A 16,619-nucleotide genomic window follows, 5' to 3' on the forward strand; every position below is an offset into this window, starting at 1 on the left:
CATCAACTTATCTTCGATGAGCGCAAGGAGATTGTATGTCACAGGATGCCGACAACCTGTATATCGCCAGGACCAAAGCAGTAGCTGGCTGCTTTTCAATGTTTTTACTGATGTTTGGCCTCACGTTTACCCCGTTGTTTTTCCCCGCGAGTCAGGACCTGCTTGCCAAAGGGCTACTTTTCCCGCTGTTGTTTGCATTGGAATTTGTTGTGCTGGTTCCGCTGTATTACTTCTTCTTCAGAAAAAGAGAGGGGCTGGGCAAAGGCATTTTCAACGCCAGGTGGTTTACCATTTTGTTCGCGGCGCTGCTGTTTATTCAGCTTATCCTGCCATTGATTTTGGGTCTCAGACAAACCGAAGCGTGGGTGACCAGCCAAATATCCTTAAGTAGTTACGCATTGTGGTTATCTACGTTGACTCTGATATTTATTGCGCCAGTTTATGAAGAAATTGTTTTCAGAGGCTGTTTATTCAACGCGTTCCAGTACTGGTTCAATAATAAAACCTGGCTGTCGTCAGTGGTGGTATCGGTCATTTTTGCCATCATGCATACGCAGTATGTGGATCTACGTACGTTGCTGATGTTGTTTCTTGTGTCGCAGGTTTTGATCATCGCCAGACTGAAAAGCAACGGCCTGTTGATGCCGATCATGCTGCATATAGTGATGAACGGGACGGTTATTGCTCTGCAAATGGGAGCCCAGACGTTACTGCCTGATTCATAAAGGCGATGCCCGGAATCCGGGCATCGGGGATTATACGTGCAGACGATGGTGCAAACGTGCGCCGACCAGCAACGCCAGCACCAGCATCAGGGCGATAAATCCGCCCACGCCGTTCCAGCCGTAGCTGTGCCAGAATACGCCGCCGAGCGTACCGGCAATACTGGATCCCAGATAATAGCTGAACAGATACAGGGAAGAAGCCTGGCCTTTAGCGCGTTTTGCCCGTGGTCCAATCCAGCTGCTTGCTACGGAGTGCGCGGCAAAAAAACCGGCTGAAAAGAGCAGCATCCCGGCGAAGATCAGCCATAGCGATGTGAACAGGGTCATCAACAGTCCAACCAGCATCACGCCAGTTGAAAAGAGCATTACCGGGCCACGGCTATAACGAGTGGTCATAGAACCTGCTTTTGGCGAACTCCAGGTCCCGGTCAGATACGCCACAGATAACAGACCGACAACCGCCTGGCTGAGCTCCCACGGAGAGAGCATCAGGCGATAGCCGATGTAGTTAAACAGCGTGACAAACGATCCCATCAGTAAAAAACCTTCCGCAAACAGCAGCGGCAAGCCTCTGTCGCGCCAGTGCAAGCGGAAGTTGATAAACAACGTTTTCGGGCGCAGCGACGTTGGTCTGAAATGACGAGATTCCGGCAGGATTTTCCAGAACATCAGCGCAGAGGCAAGGGCAAAACAGCCGATCGCCGCCAGCGCGATACGCCAGTTAAAAAAGTCGGTAAACACGCCGCTGATCAAGCGACCACTCATACCGCCAATCGAGTTACCGCTGATATACAAGCCCATTGAGAAGGCGACGAAACTGGGATGAATCTCTTCACTCAGATAGGTCATCCCTACCGCCGCGACGCCGCTCAGTGAAAGTCCTATCAGCGCCCGCATGATTAAAATACCGTGCCAGCTGGTCATCATTGTTGAAAGGAGCGTACAACAAGAGGCGAGCAGCAGCGCGGTAACCATCACCGGCTTGCGGCCAATAGCATCTGAAAGTGGGCCGGTAAACAGTAACCCTATCGCCAGCATCGCCGTTGAAATGGAGAGCGAAATACTACTGCTGGCAGGAGAGACACCAAACTCGTGCGAAAGCACAGGCAGTATGGGTTGTACGCAATAGAGGAGGGCAAAAGTCGCCAGTCCGGCGGAAAACAGCGCCAGCGTGACACGCATAAATGGGGATGTTCCGCGTTTGATAAAACCATCCGGCGGGGTAACTATCTGTTCATCAACATCGCTTGTTGGCGCGGTATCGACAGTTGTTGTACGGCTCACTTGAAATCCTTGCTCATCCAATTACATCTACAGGACCAGCCTTAAGAGTATGAAAATCACAATATTCTGTCTAATATATTAATAATCTCAAATAATATTTTAAAAATATGAATATCGAACTGCGTCATTTACGTTACTTTGTGGCCGTTGCCGAAGAGTTGCATTTTGGTCGGGCGGCAGCGCGATTAAACATTTCGCAACCGCCGCTAAGCCAGCAGATCCAGATCCTTGAACAGCAGGTTGGCGCCCGGTTACTTGCCCGAACTAACCGTAGCGTGGCGCTGACCTCTGCCGGAAAGCAGTTTCTTGCAGACAGTCGGCAGATCCTCGGGCTGGTTAATGAAGCCGCCGCCAGGGCTGAGCGTTTGCATTTGGGAGAAGCAGGGGAATTGCGTATCGGCTTTACGTCGTCGGCGCCGTTTATCAAAGCCGTTTCAGATACGTTATCTCTGTTTCGCCAAAGCTACCCGGCAGTGCATATGCAAACCCGCGAAATGAACACACGTGAGCAAATTGCCCCGCTTAATGAAGGGACGCTGGATTTGGGACTTCTGCGCAATACGCAGCTTCCGGAAACGCTGGAGCGTGAAATCATTCTGCATGAACCACTGATGGCGATGATCCCACGCGCGCATCCGTTGGCGCAAAAACCCGTGGTCACGTTGGCCGAGCTGGCGAATGAACCATTTGTCTTTTTTGATCCCCATGTGGGGACAGGGTTGTATGACGATATTCTTGGCCTGATGCGTCGCTATGGACTAAAACCGACGATTGCGCAGGAGGTTGGCGAAGCGATGACTATCATCGGGCTGGTGGCTGCAGGATTAGGGGTTTCTATACTTCCTGCTTCTTTTAAACGGGTGCAGCTATATGAAATGTGTTGGATCCCGATAGCGGAAGAAGATGCTGTCTCGGAAATGTGGTTAGTGTGGCCAAAGCATCATGAGCAAAGTCACGCCGCGCAACGTTTTCGTGAGCAGCTGCTGGCGGCCGTTCAGGCGATTAATTTAGTTTAAAAATGAGTGAAAATGTGCAGTAAATCACAAGGCTAAGTAAAAAGTTGACGGGAGCCATTGAAGTGCTTCACCATAGCCCGCAGATTATTTCGGAGCGCGAAAATAAAGGGAGTAAGTGGTGGTTGCTGATAGTCAGCCTGGGCATATCGATCAAATTAAGCAGACCAATGCTGGCGCGGTTTATCGCCTGATTGATCAGCTGGGTCCGGTATCGCGTATTGATCTCTCTCGCCTGGCGCAATTGGCGCCTGCCAGTATTACTAAAATTGTCCGCGAAATGCTCGAAGCGCACCTGGTGCAAGAGCTGGAAATCAAGGAAGCGGGCAGCCGTGGGCGTCCGGCAGTTGGGCTGGTTGTTGAAACGGAAGCCTGGCACTATTTATCCATCCGTATCAGTCGCGGCGAGATCTTTCTGGCACTGCGCGATCTGAGCAGCAAACTGGTGGTAGAAGATTGTCTTGAAATGGAGCTGGTCAGTGAAACACCGCTTCTGGAACGTGTTATTACCCAGGTCGACCAGTTTTTCATCCGCCATCAACAAAAGCTGGAACGCTTAACCTCCATCGCCATCACCTTACCCGGCATTATTGATACTGAAAACGGTATCGTGCATCGCATGCCATTTTACGAAGATGTCAAAGAGATGCCGCTGGGCCAGGCGCTTGAGAACCACACTGGCGTACCGGTCTATATTCAGCATGATATTAGCGCCTGGACCATGGCTGAGGCGCTTTTCGGCGCATCGCGTGGTGCGCGCGACGTCATTCAGGTGGTGATCGATCATAACGTGGGTGCCGGGGTGATCACTGACGGTCATTTACTGCATGCAGGCAGCAGTAGCCTGGTGGAAATTGGCCATACGCAGGTGGATCCGTACGGTAAACGCTGCTACTGCGGTAACCATGGTTGTCTGGAAACGATCGCCAGCGTCGACAGCGTGCTCGAACTGGCGCAGGTGCGCTTGAAGCAGTCAATGAGTTCTTCTTTACACGGACAACCGCTGACGGTAGACGCACTGTGTCTGGCAGCAATGCAGGGTGATTTATTGGCGAAAGATATCATTAGCGGCGTCGGGACCCACGTCGGCAGAATTCTTGCCATCATGGTGAATTTGTTCAACCCGCAAAAGATATTGATTGGGTCTCCGCTCAGTAAAGCGGCAGATATCTTGTTCCCTACCATCGCTGACAGCATTCGTCAGCAGGCACTTCCGGCTTACAGTCAGCATATAGTCGTTGAAAGTACGCAGTTTACCAATCAGGGGACGATGGCGGGGGCGGCGCTCGTTAAGGACGCGATGTATAACGGTTCTTTGTTGATTCGTCTATTACAGGGTTAACATTTTTTAACTGTTGTACGAAAAATTGCGCTATCTCAAGCTGATCCTGGTCGTCATACCTTAGACTTTCTCCACTGTTTTATTTTCCTGACTTATATTTTCAAAGCATAACGGTGGAGTTAGTGATGCTGAAGCGTTTCTTTATTACAGGTACAGACACTTCTGTTGGGAAGACCGTGGTTTCCCGCGCATTACTACAAGCGTTAGCGTCAGGGGGTAAAAGCGTTGCGGGTTACAAACCTGTAGCCAAAGGTAGCAAAGAGACGCCCGAAGGTCTGCGCAACAAAGATGCGCTGGTGCTGCAAAGCGTGTCCACTATCGAACTGCCTTACGAAGCGGTCAACCCGATTGCGCTCAGCGAAGACGAAAGTAGCGTAGCGCATAGTGGTCCGGTCAATTACACCCTGTTATCCAACGGTCTCGCAAGCCTCAGCGAAAAAGTCGATCACGTTGTCGTGGAAGGCACCGGAGGCTGGCGGAGCTTGATGAACGATCTGCGTCCGTTATCGGAATGGGTGGTGCAGGAACAACTGCCGGTGCTGATGGTTGTGGGTATCCAGGAAGGCTGTATTAATCATGCTATCCTCACCGCACAGGCGATTGCCAGCGACGGACTGCCGCTGATTGGCTGGGTCGCGAACCGAATCAACCCGGGGCTGGCGCATTATGCGGAAATCATTGATGTGCTGGGTAAAAAATTACCTGCCCCGCTTATCGGTGAACTGCCTTATCTGCCTCGTGCAGAGCAGCGTGAGCTATCGCAGTACATCCGTCTGTCAATGCTCGGCAGCGTGCTGTCGGTAGATAGAGTCGTGGCGTAACGTACGCGACAGCACCGACGCCAGGACACAGGCAATCAGTAATCCGGGGAGCAGGCGATACTCCCCGGTCATTTCACAAACCATCAAGGTCGACATTATTGGTGCATGCGTGGTAGCAGCCAGTAGCGTGGCCATCCCCGTTAAGCCCAGCAAAATAGCAATTTCATCCGAGCCCGGAAGCCATAATCCCCATACCTGACCCAGCAGCATGCCCACCGACAAGCCGACAAACAGCGTTGGCGTAAACACGCCACCTGGCGCACCGGATCCACTGCTGGCAAGCACCGCCAGTAATTTGCAGATAAAAATCCCGCTAACTACGGCCAGCAGCGGTGGCGAAAGTAAATATGACTGCACCACGCTGTAGCCATTACCCCAGACTGCAGGCGTGAGCAATGAAAGCAGGCCAACGATCAACCCACCAAGCGCCAGTTGCCACGGCGGCGAGAGTTTTAAGCGCAAAAAACCATTATGGCTGGTGGTCATCAGCCACATGAAGAGCGGTCCGCAGAAGCCAGCAGCCAGACCGGTGCTGACAATCATAACGTATTCCAGAGTATGCAATTCCCGAGACAGGTGAACGGTATACAGCAGCGCATTGCTGTCGCTAAGCAGATTGGTGGTGAGTAATGCGACTACGGCGGACACCACTACCGGTCCCAGTGATGCGAGGATCAGCGTGCCAAACAACACTTCGGCAATAAATAAACTGCCCGCCAGCGGGGCATGATAGGCTCCGGCCATACCCGCTGCGGCGCCGCAGGCAATCCATAACTTCCATTCTGTACGTGGGGTAAAGCGTTGAGCAAAGCAGGAAGCCGCCAGCGCCGCCAGTAAAATCATGGCACCTTCGCGTCCGATAGCGCTCCCGCTGGCGACAACCAGTAACGAGGCCAGCGATTTCACCAGGCTTGCACTGACGTCAAATTGTCCGTCGGTTTGTAGAGCTTCCATATAATCAGTGGGAGCCTGTGGGCGTAAACGGTTAAATTTTTGCCAGCCCCACAGTAGTAATCCAGCCGCCAGACCGCCGAGTGCAGGTGTCAGCATACGCCTTAAAGGCGAAAGGTTTGTCGCAGCGTTGACCAGACTCCCCGTGTTATTGCTCAGAAACAACCATTCGAGAAGCAGCATGGCATGACGAAATCCTGCGACGGCCAGCGCAGCAAGGACGCCAATCAACGCGGCGATCAGCAGACGGCGGAACATGGCGCGCAGGTCAGGATAAGCATGTAAATGATGCATGTGTGGCCAGAGAGGAAGTTTCAGACGTTTTATTTTGCGGCTATTTGACAACAGAAGCAAAAGCTCAGCGTGCGCAACAGGATGCACCACAGGCAGTATGCATCCTACCTGTGACGAAATTAACGAAACAAAGGCTTATCGGCTACCGGGATCAGTAACTGTGATTGCCACTGTGCCAGCGTCAGACGCGCCAGCTCACCCAGCGCCTGGTAGAACGGGTGATCGGCTTTTTCGATAAACACATTAAGGAAGCGCGATGACCATGGGAACAGATGCCAGGCCAGCAGCTGTTCGCACTCGGTGTGGCGTTCGTTCTCAGCAAGCCAGGCCGTCAGTAACAGTAGTGAACCAAAGTGATCTTCTGGCTCATTTTGCTGCATAGCAAACTGGATACCGTTGTCACGCATCCACTGACGCAGAGCCAGCGTGGAGTCGCCAAACAACACGTTTTCACGATCCAGCCAGACGGATCCCCAGGGCGGAGAAGGGAGCGCATAAGGGCCAACAAACAGACGTTGCCAGGCCTGCGGGAGAGACTCATCGGCCTCAGCCTGAAACTGTGCAACTAACGGCGAAAGCGTTGTCTTTTCAAGCGGCCACTGCGCCTGCCAACCATCGTTGCTTAACGCACTGACCAGTGCCGAAGCTTCGGCACTGTCTGGGGCATAGTAAAACAGCGCGCCGAGCACACGCGCTGCGGTGGAAAAGTTGTCACGTTGTGAAAAATGGGTCATGCAAACAATCCTGAAAAGTGCGGGTTGCCCCGCACCCGAAAATTAACCTGCGACAGCCATTCCGACTGTCATATGTAAACCGTAAAACAAGCCGCGGCCAATGATTTCACCGGCGAGGACGGACACTAAGCCCAGCGCCAGTCCGCCGACGGGCGGTTCTTTGCGACGGACAAGCGGGCATATCCAGCAGCCCAGCCCCGCAACCAGCAGGAGGATGCGCCAGACCTGCAGGCTTGCGTAGTCGGGCACCAGCGCGCCAGCGTTTTGTACCGAACTGTGGATTTCGCCGAGCGACAGTCCCTGCAGCACAACAACAGCCACGGTCACCAGCAGGGCCAGCACGCTGATACCGGCGAATCTGGCAGGGCTGCAGGAAACACCCGCAGCCCGCAGCAGCAGGGCGGCAAACAGTGGTCCACTGAGCAGCATCGTCATGAAAAACGCCAGTGTAGTATAGCCATTATACCAGGTTGGGACGGTGTCTATCTGGTAGACGTTGGTCATCGCATAGACAAATACCAGGCCCAGCAACATGCTCAACAGCAGCCAGATTTTACCTAACGTTGCGGGCATTCTACCGAGAAACGCCACCAGCCACCACAGGCCACCGACAGCGAAAAACAGCGAACCGCTGGCAATTTCGTTACTCAGCGCCGATGCGCCAATTCGGTTCAGCGAGTTAAACGCGCGCAGCGGCGAACCTAAATGTATGACTGAGGCGAGAAAGGCGATGCCCATCACCAGCCACAGAAAAAACATGCTGCGCACAATACGCTGCTTTACCGCATCGTCTTTAGTGGTTAGCCAGCCGTAGCCACTTACGATCAGCGCCCCGGCTACGCACTGGCCCAGCACCGTGAACAGTACCAGCGGCCATTCATGCCATCCATTTCCCATTTTACACCTCCTTTGGATTAGCCAGAAAACCCGTGGTATCCCCGGTCGGGCGGCAATTGGCGTTTGGTTTGATCACAATACTCGGTCTGGTGAAGTGCGCACCCGGCAGCGGGGCGACGGCTGCCAGCTCACCATGTTTTTCGCGCAGTTCATCAATGGGACCGAAGTCCAGCGCACGCAGCGGACAGGACTCGACGCAGACAGGCTTTTTGCCGTCTGCCACGCGGTCATGACAGCCATCGCACTTGGTCATATGCCCTTTGGCGGCATTGTACTGCGGTGCGCCGTACGGACAGGCCATGTGGCAGTAACGACAGCCAATACACACATCTTCATCAACGACCACAAAACCATCATCACGTTTATGCATAGCCCCGCTGGGGCAAACCTTGGTACAGGCCGGATCTTCACAGTGGTTACAGGCAATGGAGAGGTAGTAGGCGAAAACGTTCTGTCGCCAGACGCCGTTGTCTTCCTGCCAGTCACCTCCGGCGTATTCGTAAATCCGGCGGAAACTGACGTCGGGCGTGAGATCCTTGTAGTCTTTGCAGGCCAGTTCGCAGGTTTTGCATCCGGTACAACGACTGGAATCAATAAAAAATCCATACTGAGTTGTCATGGGTTAGTCCTTAAACCTTCTCGATCTCGACCAGATTAGTGTGCTGTGGGTTGCCTTTTGCCAGCGGTGAAGGGCGCTGTGTTGTCAGCGTATTGACGCAGGCGCCATGATCAATTTTGTCGCCGGTCATATCGGCATCGTGCCATGCACCCTGGCCCATTGCGCTGACGCCAGGCAGGATCCGCGGCGTCACTTTGGCCGCAATACGTACTTCACCGCGGTCGTTAAAGACCCGCACCATATCGCCATTTGCAATACCACGCTTTTGGGCATCGACAGGGTTGATCCACACTTCCTGGCGGCAGGACGCCTGCAGAACATCGATATTGCCGTAGCTGGAGTGCGTACGGGATTTGTAATGGAAGCCAAACAACTGCAGCGGAAATGCGCTGCGTTTCGGATCATCCCACCCTTCAAACGTAGAGGCGTAGACGGGAAGCGGGCTAATTACTTCGTCCTTTTGCAACTCCCAGGTGTTGGCTATTTTCGCCAGTCGACTGGAATAAATTTCAATCTTTCCGGACGGTGTTTTGAGCGGATTGGCCTGCGGATCGTCGCGGAATTTTTTATAAGCGACAAAATGCCCGTTAGGGTCTTTACGTTTATAGATCCCCATTTTTTTCAGCTCGTCATAGGAAGGCAGCGCGGGGTCTTTGGCCAGCATTTTTGCATACAAATACTGGAGCCACTGTTCCTGAGTACGGCCTTCCGTAAAGCGTTGATAAATATCATTGCCAAGGCGTTTGGCGACTTCGCTCATTATCCAGTAGATCGGTTTACGCTCGAACTTCGGTGACGTCGCGGGTTGAATAAAAATGAGGTATCCCATGTTGCCCGCATAGTCGTTAGGAATAATGTCTTCCTGTTCGACGGTCATTAAGTCCGGCAGCAGAATATCGGCATATTTGGCCGAGGATGTCATGAAGTTTTCGATGACCACTATCATTTCGCATTTCGTATCATCCTGAAGGATCTCATGCGTTTTATTGATATCTGAGTGCTGATTAGTAATGGTGTTGCCCGCGTAGTTCCAGATAAATTTAATCGGTACATCGAGCTTATCTTTCCCGCGCACGCCATCGCGGGTTGCGGTCATTTCCGGGCCACGAGCGATGGCGTCGGTCCAGCTAAAGCAGGATATCTGGGTCTTGATGGGATTCTCCGGCAGCGGCATGCGTTCAATCGTGATGGTGTAGGTTGATTCTCGTGCACCGCTATTGCCGCCGTTGATGCCAACGTTGCCGGTCAGGATAGGCAACATCGCGATCGCCCGTGAAGTCAGTTCGCCGTTAGCCTGACGTTGCGGCCCCCAGCCCTGACAAATATATGCCGGTTTTGTGCTGCCGATTTCCCGAGCCAGTTTGATAATGCGATCGGCGGGGATCCCGGTGACATGCGAGGCCCATTGGGGCGTTTTAGCGATACCGTCATCGCCGTTGCCAAGAATATAGGCCTTGTAATGTCCGTTAGCGGGGGCGTCGGCGGGTAGGGTTTTCTCGTCATAACCGATGCAATATGTGTCGAGGAACGCCTGGTCGACAAGATTTTCGTTAATCATAACCCAGGCAAGTCCCGCCACGAGTGCGGCATCGGTTCCCGGACGGATAGGGATCCACTCATCTTCACGACCCGCAGCGGTATCGGTATAGCGCGGATCAATGACGATCATCCGGGCATTAGATCGCTCCCGGGCCTGTTCAAGGAAGTACGTTATTCCGCCGCCGCTCATGCGCGTTTCGGCAGGATTATTGCCAAACATTACTACCAGTTTCGTGTTTTCGATGTCGGATGTGCTGTTACCGTCATTTGAGCCGTAGGTATAGGGCATTGCTGCCGCGATTTGTGCGGTGCTGTAAGTGCCGTAATGGCTCAGGAAACCGCCATAGCAGTTCATCAGGCGAGCGACCAGCGAGGCATAAGGAGAGGAACGCGTAATGTTGCCGCCTACAATGCCTGAGGTGTAATTAATATAAACAGCTTCATTACCGTATTTCTCCACGGTATTTTTTAAACTGTCACTGATGGTATCCAGCGCTTCCTGCCAGGTTATACGTTCGAATTTTCCCTCACCACGTTTGCCTACGCGCTTCATCGGATAATTCAGACGATCCGGATGATTGATCCGTCGGCGGATTGAACGCCCACGCAGACAGGCACGAACCTGGTGTTGACCATAAAGATCGTCTCCGGTCGTATCGGACTCCACCCATACGACTTCGTCATCTTTGACGTGGAGTTGCAGGGCACAACGGCTGCCGCAGTTTACGGAACACGCGCCCCAAACCACTTTCTCTTCAGCCGGTTGTATCGCCTGTTGTACCGCAGCGGCGGCGGTGCGCATTCCAAAAGGTAATGACAGCCCGCCTGCGGCAAGCGCCAGCGAACCGATAGCCGAGGATTTCACTAACGTCCTGCGGCTGATGCCTCCATATTGCTCAGTATCAGACATAACTCACTCCATTATAGTTATCGCTATATATTAATCTCTACAGCGAAATTAATAGCATGCTAATAATGGAGTGAGTTTACCCATTTATGAGTATGTCATCTTAATGCATATCAAACTGGAGTAACCCTCCGCGCACGGAGGGTGAGATTTATTGCGGTTCGGCGACGTGTCCGTCTTGTGCAGATGTGCTATTGGCGGGGGCGTTGCCGCTGTTGGTCCGGGTATAGAGAATTTTGTGCGTATCATTTGCACAATGTCCGACTACCAGTGAGTCAGGTTGATCGGCCTGATCGTTGGGGACTATATTCAGCGTGAAGCTGGATTCAGCTACACCATTATTGATGATGCGTTGTTCGATATCGCTTTTTACGCGTTCGCATGACGCGGGTGCCGCCAGAACCTGCGGGGAAGCGACTACCAACATGATCGCGGCAATTCCTGGTATGTATTTCATCATCAGCTCCTTTATGATCGACTTAAACTAAGATTAGCATTTCTGGTGTAAATAACTGTATTTGCTAATATGATTGAGAATTATCTTCTTATCCCGGTGAAAAATGTGAAGAAACAGACCCTGTTAGGTTTCCTGTGCGTCGTGCTGGTTGGCTGTGATAACGCCAAAGGGCTGGTTTCCTTTACGCCGGAAATGGCCAGTTTTTCCAATGAATTTGATTTCGACCCGCTGCGTGGGCCGGTGAAAGATTTCAGCCAGACGCTGCTCAATGATAAAGGTGAGGTCACTAAGCGTGTCGTTGGTACGCTGTCACAGGAAGGGTGTTTCGATACGCTTGAACTGCACGATATTGAAAACAATACCGGTATGGCGCTGGTCCTGGATGCAAACTACTACCGGGATGCCGAAACGCTGGAAAAACGGATCCGTTTACAGGGCAAATGCCAACTGGCGGAACTGCCTGCAGCAGGAGTGGTGTGGGATACCGACGATAACGGTTTTGTCGTTTCTGCCACGGGGAAAGAGATGAAGGTGCAATATAGATACGATGCGGAAGGCTACCCGCTGGGTAAAACAACCGTCAATAAGGACAATACATTACAGGTTGATGCCAAACCGTCGGTCGATCCGTTGAAGAAGCTGGATTACACCGCGGTGAGCCTGCTCAACAATCATCCGGTAGGCAACGTCAAACAAACGTGCAAATACGATGAATACGCAAATCCGGTCAACTGCCAGCTCGTTATCGTTGACGAGAGCGTGAAGCCGGCAGTTGAACACCATTACTCAATTGAAAACACCATCGCGTACTATTAGTCAGACTTTATTGAGCGGTAGGTTGCAGCAGGTTAGGACCTGACGTTTTATGTTCTGCCAGATACTGCTGCTGGAAGATACACATACGTATAGTGTTGCGGTATTGGCCGTTGATAAAGAATTCATGAATCAGCTCGCCTTCGACCATAAAGCCAAGTTTACGGTAGATGTGGATAGCTTTTTCGTTCTCTTTATCAACGATCAGATACAGCTTATATAAATTGAGTACAGTAAAGCCGTAATCCATCGCCAGCTTAGCAGCCCGGGAAGCCAGACCTTTGCCCTGATAATCAGGGGAAATAATGATCTGGAATTCCGCCCGTCGGTGCACATGGTTAATTTCAACCAGTTCCACGAGTCCGGCTTTTTCACCGTCGCATTCCACCACAAAGCGACGTTCGCTTTGGTCGTGAATGTGTTTGTCATACAGGTCTGACAGCTCAACAAACGCTTCGTAAGGTTCTTCAAACCAGTAACGCATTACGCTGGCGTTATTATCAAGCTGATGGACGAATCGTAAATCTTCACGCTCCAGCGGGCGCAACTTAACACTGAGGGCGCTAGTCATATCGTATCCTTTCAATATCCTTCAAAGTGCAATGATTATGGGGCAACGGTTCGGCCAGTACGGCGGTCAAGGCAGCGCAATGTGTTAGGTTCCCAGTACGCATTAATATTAGCGCTCTGTTCGCATTTATCACGGCTATCAAAGGCTGTATCGGCTTTGTCCCACTCTTTCTCTGCACGTTTGTTGACTTTCTGGCGAAGCTGACGCGTATCGTTCCATTGTTCCTTTTCCATTGCTGCTTGTTGACGACTTTGCGCACTGTCCCCGGATTCAATGACCAGTTTACTGGTTTCAGCAAATGCGGAAGAGGTGTACACAGCCGCAGCCAGCGTCAGCATAGCCGTCAGGCACAGGCGTTTGGTCAGTGTAATTTTCATGGCGAATTCCTTTTATGGGAAAGGGTAAAAACGATAAAACAGGGTTAAATTCTACACTATTCCGGTTTGCGGGCATACCCACCCGGTGGATATGGATACGCTAACGAGATTCTGTCGTATCATAGTTAAACCGAAGGTAACTGAATAACATCAATGCTTAAGACCACATTTCTTTTTTTCGTCACCGCGTTATGCGAAATCATTGGCTGCTTTTTACCCTGGCTTTGGCTTAAGCGAGGGGCTACAGCCTGGTTGCTGATACCCGCCGGGATGTCACTGGCTTTATTCGTCTGGTTGCTGACACTCCATCCGGCAGCCAGCGGGCGTGTATACGCAGCCTATGGCGGTGTTTACGTGGTGACCGCGCTGCTATGGCTACGCATTGTCGATGGTGTAAAACTCAGTTTGTATGACTGGTCTGGCGCGCTGGTGGCGTTGTGCGGCATGTTGATCATTGTGGCTGGATGGGGGCGCGCATAGCGCCTTTTTTGTGATCAAGCAGAGTTTTTTTGATTTTTATACTTGTATGGTAGTAGCTCAGTTGAGTAAATTTCATGCATCACAAGAACAGATGTAGGGAATAAGAAATGAAGATTGTTGGGGCTGATGTTTTTGTTACCTGTCCTGGGCGTAATTTTGTGACGTTGAAAATTACGACAGAAGATGGGATCACCGGGCTGGGAGATGCCACGTTAAATGGACGCGAGCTGTCCGTGGCGTCGTATCTGAAAGATCACGTGTGTCCGCAGCTTATTGGTCGCGATGCGCATCGTATTGAGGATATCTGGCAGTTTTTCTACAAAGGCGCGTACTGGCGTCGTGGGCCGGTCACCATGTCGGCGATTTCCGCAGTGGATATGGCATTGTGGGACATCAAAGCGAAAGCAGCCAATATGCCGTTGTACCAGTTACTCGGCGGTGCTTCTCGTGAAGGAGTTATGGTTTATTGCCACACCACTGGCCATACCGTTGATGACGTACTGGAAGATTATGCGCGTCATAAAGAAATGGGTTTTAAAGCGATTCGCGTGCAGTGTGGCGTACCGGGCATGAAAACCACTTACGGTATGTCTAAAGGCAAAGGACTAGCCTATGAACCTGCCACTAAAGGGCAATGGCCGGAAGAACAGTTATGGTCAACGGAGAAATATCTCGATTTCACGCCAAAACTGTTTGAAGCCGTGCGCGATAAATTCGGTTTCAACGAACATCTCCTGCACGACATGCATCACCGTCTGACGCCAATTGAAGCGGCCCGTTTTGGCAAAAGCATTGAGCAATATCGTCTGTTCTGGATGGAAGACCCAACCCCAGCTGAAAACCAGGAGTGCTTCCGCCTGATCCGCCAGCATACCGTCACGCCGATTGCGGTAGGGGAAGTGTTCAATAGCATCTGGGACTGCAAACAGCTGATCGAAGAACAATTGATCGACTATATCCGCACCACCATCACCCATGCAGGTGGTATCACCGGTATGCGCCGGATTGCTGATTTCGCGTCGCTGTATCAGGTACGTACCGGTTCACATGGACCTTCCGATCTATCGCCTGTGTGCATGGCCGCCGCGCTGCATTTTGATCTGTGGGTGCCGAACTTCGGCGTACAGGAATATATGGGCTATTCCGAGCAGATGCTGGAAGTATTCCCACATAACTGGACCTTTGATAACGGCTATATGCACCCAGGAGACAAACCCGGCCTTGGGATCGAGTTTGACGAAAAACTGGCGGCGAAATATCCGTATGACCCTGCATATCTGCCTGTTGCTCGCCTGGAAGATGGCACGCTGTGGAACTGGTAAATATAAATTTTACGTACGAAAGATGTTGATTAACCCAATACCCTACAGAAGGTTAAACTTATGGTTAGTTCAGTCGATATTAAAAACAACGTAGATAATAAGCCCATTATTCGCCGAGTGGCTTCAGCATCCGCAATTGGTACTGCTGCTGAGTATTATGATTTTTTTGCATATGGCACAGCAGCTGTACTCTTTTTTGGCCATTTATTTTTCCCAAGTGATGATCCGTTAATTAGTACACTCGCGGCTTTTGCTACCTATGCTGTTGGTTTCCTCGCAAGACCATTAGGCGGAATTGTCTTTGGACATATTGGCGATAAAGTTGGACGCAAAAAAGCTCTGGTGATTACGATATTAATCGTTGGCTTAGGGACATTCTGTATTGGCTTGTTACCTACATACGAAAAAATAGGTGTATGGGCCCCAGCTTTACTTATTTTTATTCGTGTATTACAAGGCTTTGGTGTTGGAGGTGAACAAGCCGGTGCAGTACTGATGACTGCTGAATACTCTGAACCCAAGCATCGTGGTTTTTTCTCCAGTTGGGTTCAAATCGGCGCTCCGGTTGGCTTCCTTCTGCCTTTGGCACTCTTTGCGTTGTTGAATGCCACGCTTTCTCCAGAGGCAATGATGGATTATGGGTGGCGTATACCGTTCCTGTTAAGCCTGCTACTGGTTATTGTTGGGCTGTTTATCCGCTTAAAAATTGATGAGTCACCAGTCTTTGCTCAGATTAGGGAGACAAAAGCAGAAGAATCGCGACCATTAGTCGAAGTCATTCGTGATTTCCCTGGTATTGTTGTTAAGGGAGTGTGCGCTAAGCTTATTGAAGCTTGCACATTTGCTATGTTTACTGTGATTGTCCTTGCTTACGGTAAAGCAAATAATCTTGATGCAAATATCTTGATGGAGACAATGATTGTCGCAGTGATAATAGAAATTGTTGCCATACCTCTAATGGGATCGCTGTGTGACAGAATTGGGCGTAAACCCGTCTATATTATGGGTGCGCTTCTTCAGGTTGTTATGATTATTCCATTCTTCCTGGCAATTAATCAGGATAATTTCTGGCTAACACAGCTTGTGATGATTCTGGTTCTGAGTTTTGGACATAGTATGTGCTATGCGCCTCAGGCCTCTTATTTCCCGGAGCTTTTCCCTACGCACATTCGCTGTAGCGGTATTGCATTAATTTGGCAGTTAGGATCGCTGATAGGTAGTGGGATCCTGGGGCTGGTGGCTGTGAAGATTCTGCAGGTTACTGGTGGGCATTATTATGGACTGGCAACCTACGTGATTGTACTAGGCGTCATCTCAGTCATTGGTTTGCTAATGATGCCTGAAACCGCGCCGCAGAGACTAAAACGTGAATACCAGCAGTGGCAGAAACACTAATCTTCTTTGGCGGCAGTGTGCCGCCATATTCATCTTTCAGGTGGTATATAGCTTAGATATTGATGTCATACCAATCAT

17 protein-coding genes are annotated in these 16,619 nt (G+C 51.1%); 8 read left to right on the forward strand and 9 right to left on the reverse strand.

Annotated elements, in window-relative coordinates; genetic code table 11:
• Positions 1-35: 35 nt before the first annotated feature.
• The gene (locus tag WC1_RS13105) at positions 36-725 is read left to right on the forward strand and encodes a CPBP family intramembrane glutamic endopeptidase (RefSeq protein WP_003028926.1); all 690 of its coding nucleotides are present in this window, start codon (positions 36-38) and stop codon (positions 723-725) included.
• Between the two features lie 30 nt (positions 726-755).
• Here the strand turns inward: WC1_RS13105 and WC1_RS13100 are convergent, their stop codons facing one another.
• Positions 756-2,009: an MFS transporter gene (locus WC1_RS13100; protein ID WP_016150216.1), complete on the reverse strand. Its 1,254-nt coding sequence runs from the start codon at positions 2,007-2,009 to the stop codon at positions 756-758.
• A 107-nt stretch (positions 2,010-2,116) separates the two neighbouring features.
• Between WC1_RS13100 and WC1_RS13095 the strand changes: the two genes are divergently transcribed.
• The 3 genes from WC1_RS13095 to bioD all read left to right on the forward strand — a co-directional run bounded on the left by WC1_RS13095 (position 2,117) and on the right by bioD (position 5,185).
• A complete protein-coding gene (locus tag WC1_RS13095; RefSeq protein ID WP_003836337.1) occupies positions 2,117-3,025 on the forward strand; it encodes a LysR family transcriptional regulator in 909 nt (302 codons plus the stop codon).
• A gap of 118 nt (positions 3,026-3,143) precedes the next feature.
• The gene (gene mlc, locus WC1_RS13090) at positions 3,144-4,364 is read left to right on the forward strand and encodes a sugar metabolism global transcriptional regulator Mlc (RefSeq protein ID WP_003028923.1); all 1,221 of its coding nucleotides are present in this window, start codon (positions 3,144-3,146) and stop codon (positions 4,362-4,364) included.
• Between the two features lie 125 nt (positions 4,365-4,489).
• Entirely contained in the window at positions 4,490-5,185 is a 696-nt protein-coding gene (bioD, locus tag WC1_RS13085; protein WP_003028922.1) for a dethiobiotin synthase, read from the forward strand.
• Here bioD and clcB read toward each other — a convergent pair.
• The 6 genes from clcB to WC1_RS13055 all read right to left on the reverse strand — a co-directional run bounded on the left by clcB (position 5,141) and on the right by WC1_RS13055 (position 11,586).
• Positions 5,141-6,430 (reverse strand): voltage-gated ClC-type chloride channel ClcB, encoded by a 1,290-nt coding sequence (gene clcB / locus WC1_RS13080; protein WP_032941314.1) that lies wholly within the window; start codon positions 6,428-6,430, stop codon positions 5,141-5,143. The genes bioD and clcB overlap by 45 nt on opposite strands.
• Before the next feature lie 119 nt (positions 6,431-6,549).
• Positions 6,550-7,164, reverse strand: coding sequence for a Tat proofreading chaperone DmsD (gene dmsD / locus WC1_RS13075; RefSeq protein ID WP_003028918.1), 615 nt, complete (start codon positions 7,162-7,164; stop codon positions 6,550-6,552).
• 42 nt (positions 7,165-7,206) lie between these two features.
• Complete coding sequence (locus WC1_RS13070; RefSeq protein WP_016150218.1) at positions 7,207-8,061, reverse strand: dimethyl sulfoxide reductase anchor subunit family protein; 855 nt, start codon at positions 8,059-8,061, stop codon at positions 7,207-7,209.
• A 1-nt stretch (position 8,062) separates the two neighbouring features.
• Positions 8,063-8,680, reverse strand: coding sequence for a DMSO/selenate family reductase complex B subunit (locus WC1_RS13065; protein ID WP_016150219.1), 618 nt, complete (start codon positions 8,678-8,680; stop codon positions 8,063-8,065).
• Between the two features lie 10 nt (positions 8,681-8,690).
• Positions 8,691-11,129 (reverse strand): selenate/tellurate reductase subunit YnfE, encoded by a 2,439-nt coding sequence (gene ynfE / locus WC1_RS13060; RefSeq protein ID WP_016150220.1) that lies wholly within the window; start codon positions 11,127-11,129, stop codon positions 8,691-8,693.
• A 148-nt stretch (positions 11,130-11,277) separates the two neighbouring features.
• Complete coding sequence (locus WC1_RS13055; protein WP_096890173.1) at positions 11,278-11,586, reverse strand: DUF1161 domain-containing protein; 309 nt, start codon at positions 11,584-11,586, stop codon at positions 11,278-11,280.
• 102 nt (positions 11,587-11,688) lie between these two features.
• On the opposite strand from WC1_RS13055, the gene WC1_RS13050 reads away from it, so the two are divergent.
• Positions 11,689-12,399, forward strand: coding sequence for a YnfC family lipoprotein (locus WC1_RS13050; protein ID WP_003843601.1), 711 nt, complete (start codon positions 11,689-11,691; stop codon positions 12,397-12,399).
• 7 nt (positions 12,400-12,406) lie between these two features.
• Here WC1_RS13050 and speG read toward each other — a convergent pair whose 3' ends face one another.
• Together speG and WC1_RS13040 are read right to left on the reverse strand one after the other, a co-directional pair.
• A complete protein-coding gene (gene speG, locus WC1_RS13045; protein ID WP_003032379.1) occupies positions 12,407-12,967 on the reverse strand; it encodes a spermidine N1-acetyltransferase in 561 nt (186 codons plus the stop codon).
• Positions 12,968-13,002: 35 nt separating this feature from the next.
• Positions 13,003-13,344: a DUF1283 family protein gene (locus WC1_RS13040; protein ID WP_003032382.1), complete on the reverse strand. Its 342-nt coding sequence runs from the start codon at positions 13,342-13,344 to the stop codon at positions 13,003-13,005.
• Positions 13,345-13,497: 153 nt separating this feature from the next.
• On the opposite strand from WC1_RS13040, the gene WC1_RS13035 reads away from it, so the two are divergent.
• The 3 genes from WC1_RS13035 to WC1_RS13025 all read left to right on the forward strand — a co-directional run bounded on the left by WC1_RS13035 (position 13,498) and on the right by WC1_RS13025 (position 16,541).
• Positions 13,498-13,824 (forward strand): YnfA family protein, encoded by a 327-nt coding sequence (locus tag WC1_RS13035; protein WP_003032384.1) that lies wholly within the window; start codon positions 13,498-13,500, stop codon positions 13,822-13,824.
• 107 nt (positions 13,825-13,931) lie between these two features.
• A complete protein-coding gene (rspA, locus tag WC1_RS13030) occupies positions 13,932-15,146 on the forward strand; it encodes a starvation-sensing protein RspA (RefSeq protein ID WP_003032386.1) in 1,215 nt (404 codons plus the stop codon).
• A gap of 60 nt (positions 15,147-15,206) precedes the next feature.
• Entirely contained in the window at positions 15,207-16,541 is a 1,335-nt protein-coding gene (locus tag WC1_RS13025; RefSeq protein ID WP_003836325.1) for an MFS transporter, read from the forward strand.
• Positions 16,542-16,619: the final 78 nt, after the last annotated feature.

Source organism: Citrobacter sp. KTE30 (genome assembly GCF_000398825.1).
In the GTDB taxonomy this organism is placed as follows: Bacteria; Pseudomonadota; Gammaproteobacteria; order Enterobacterales; family Enterobacteriaceae; genus Citrobacter; species Citrobacter freundii.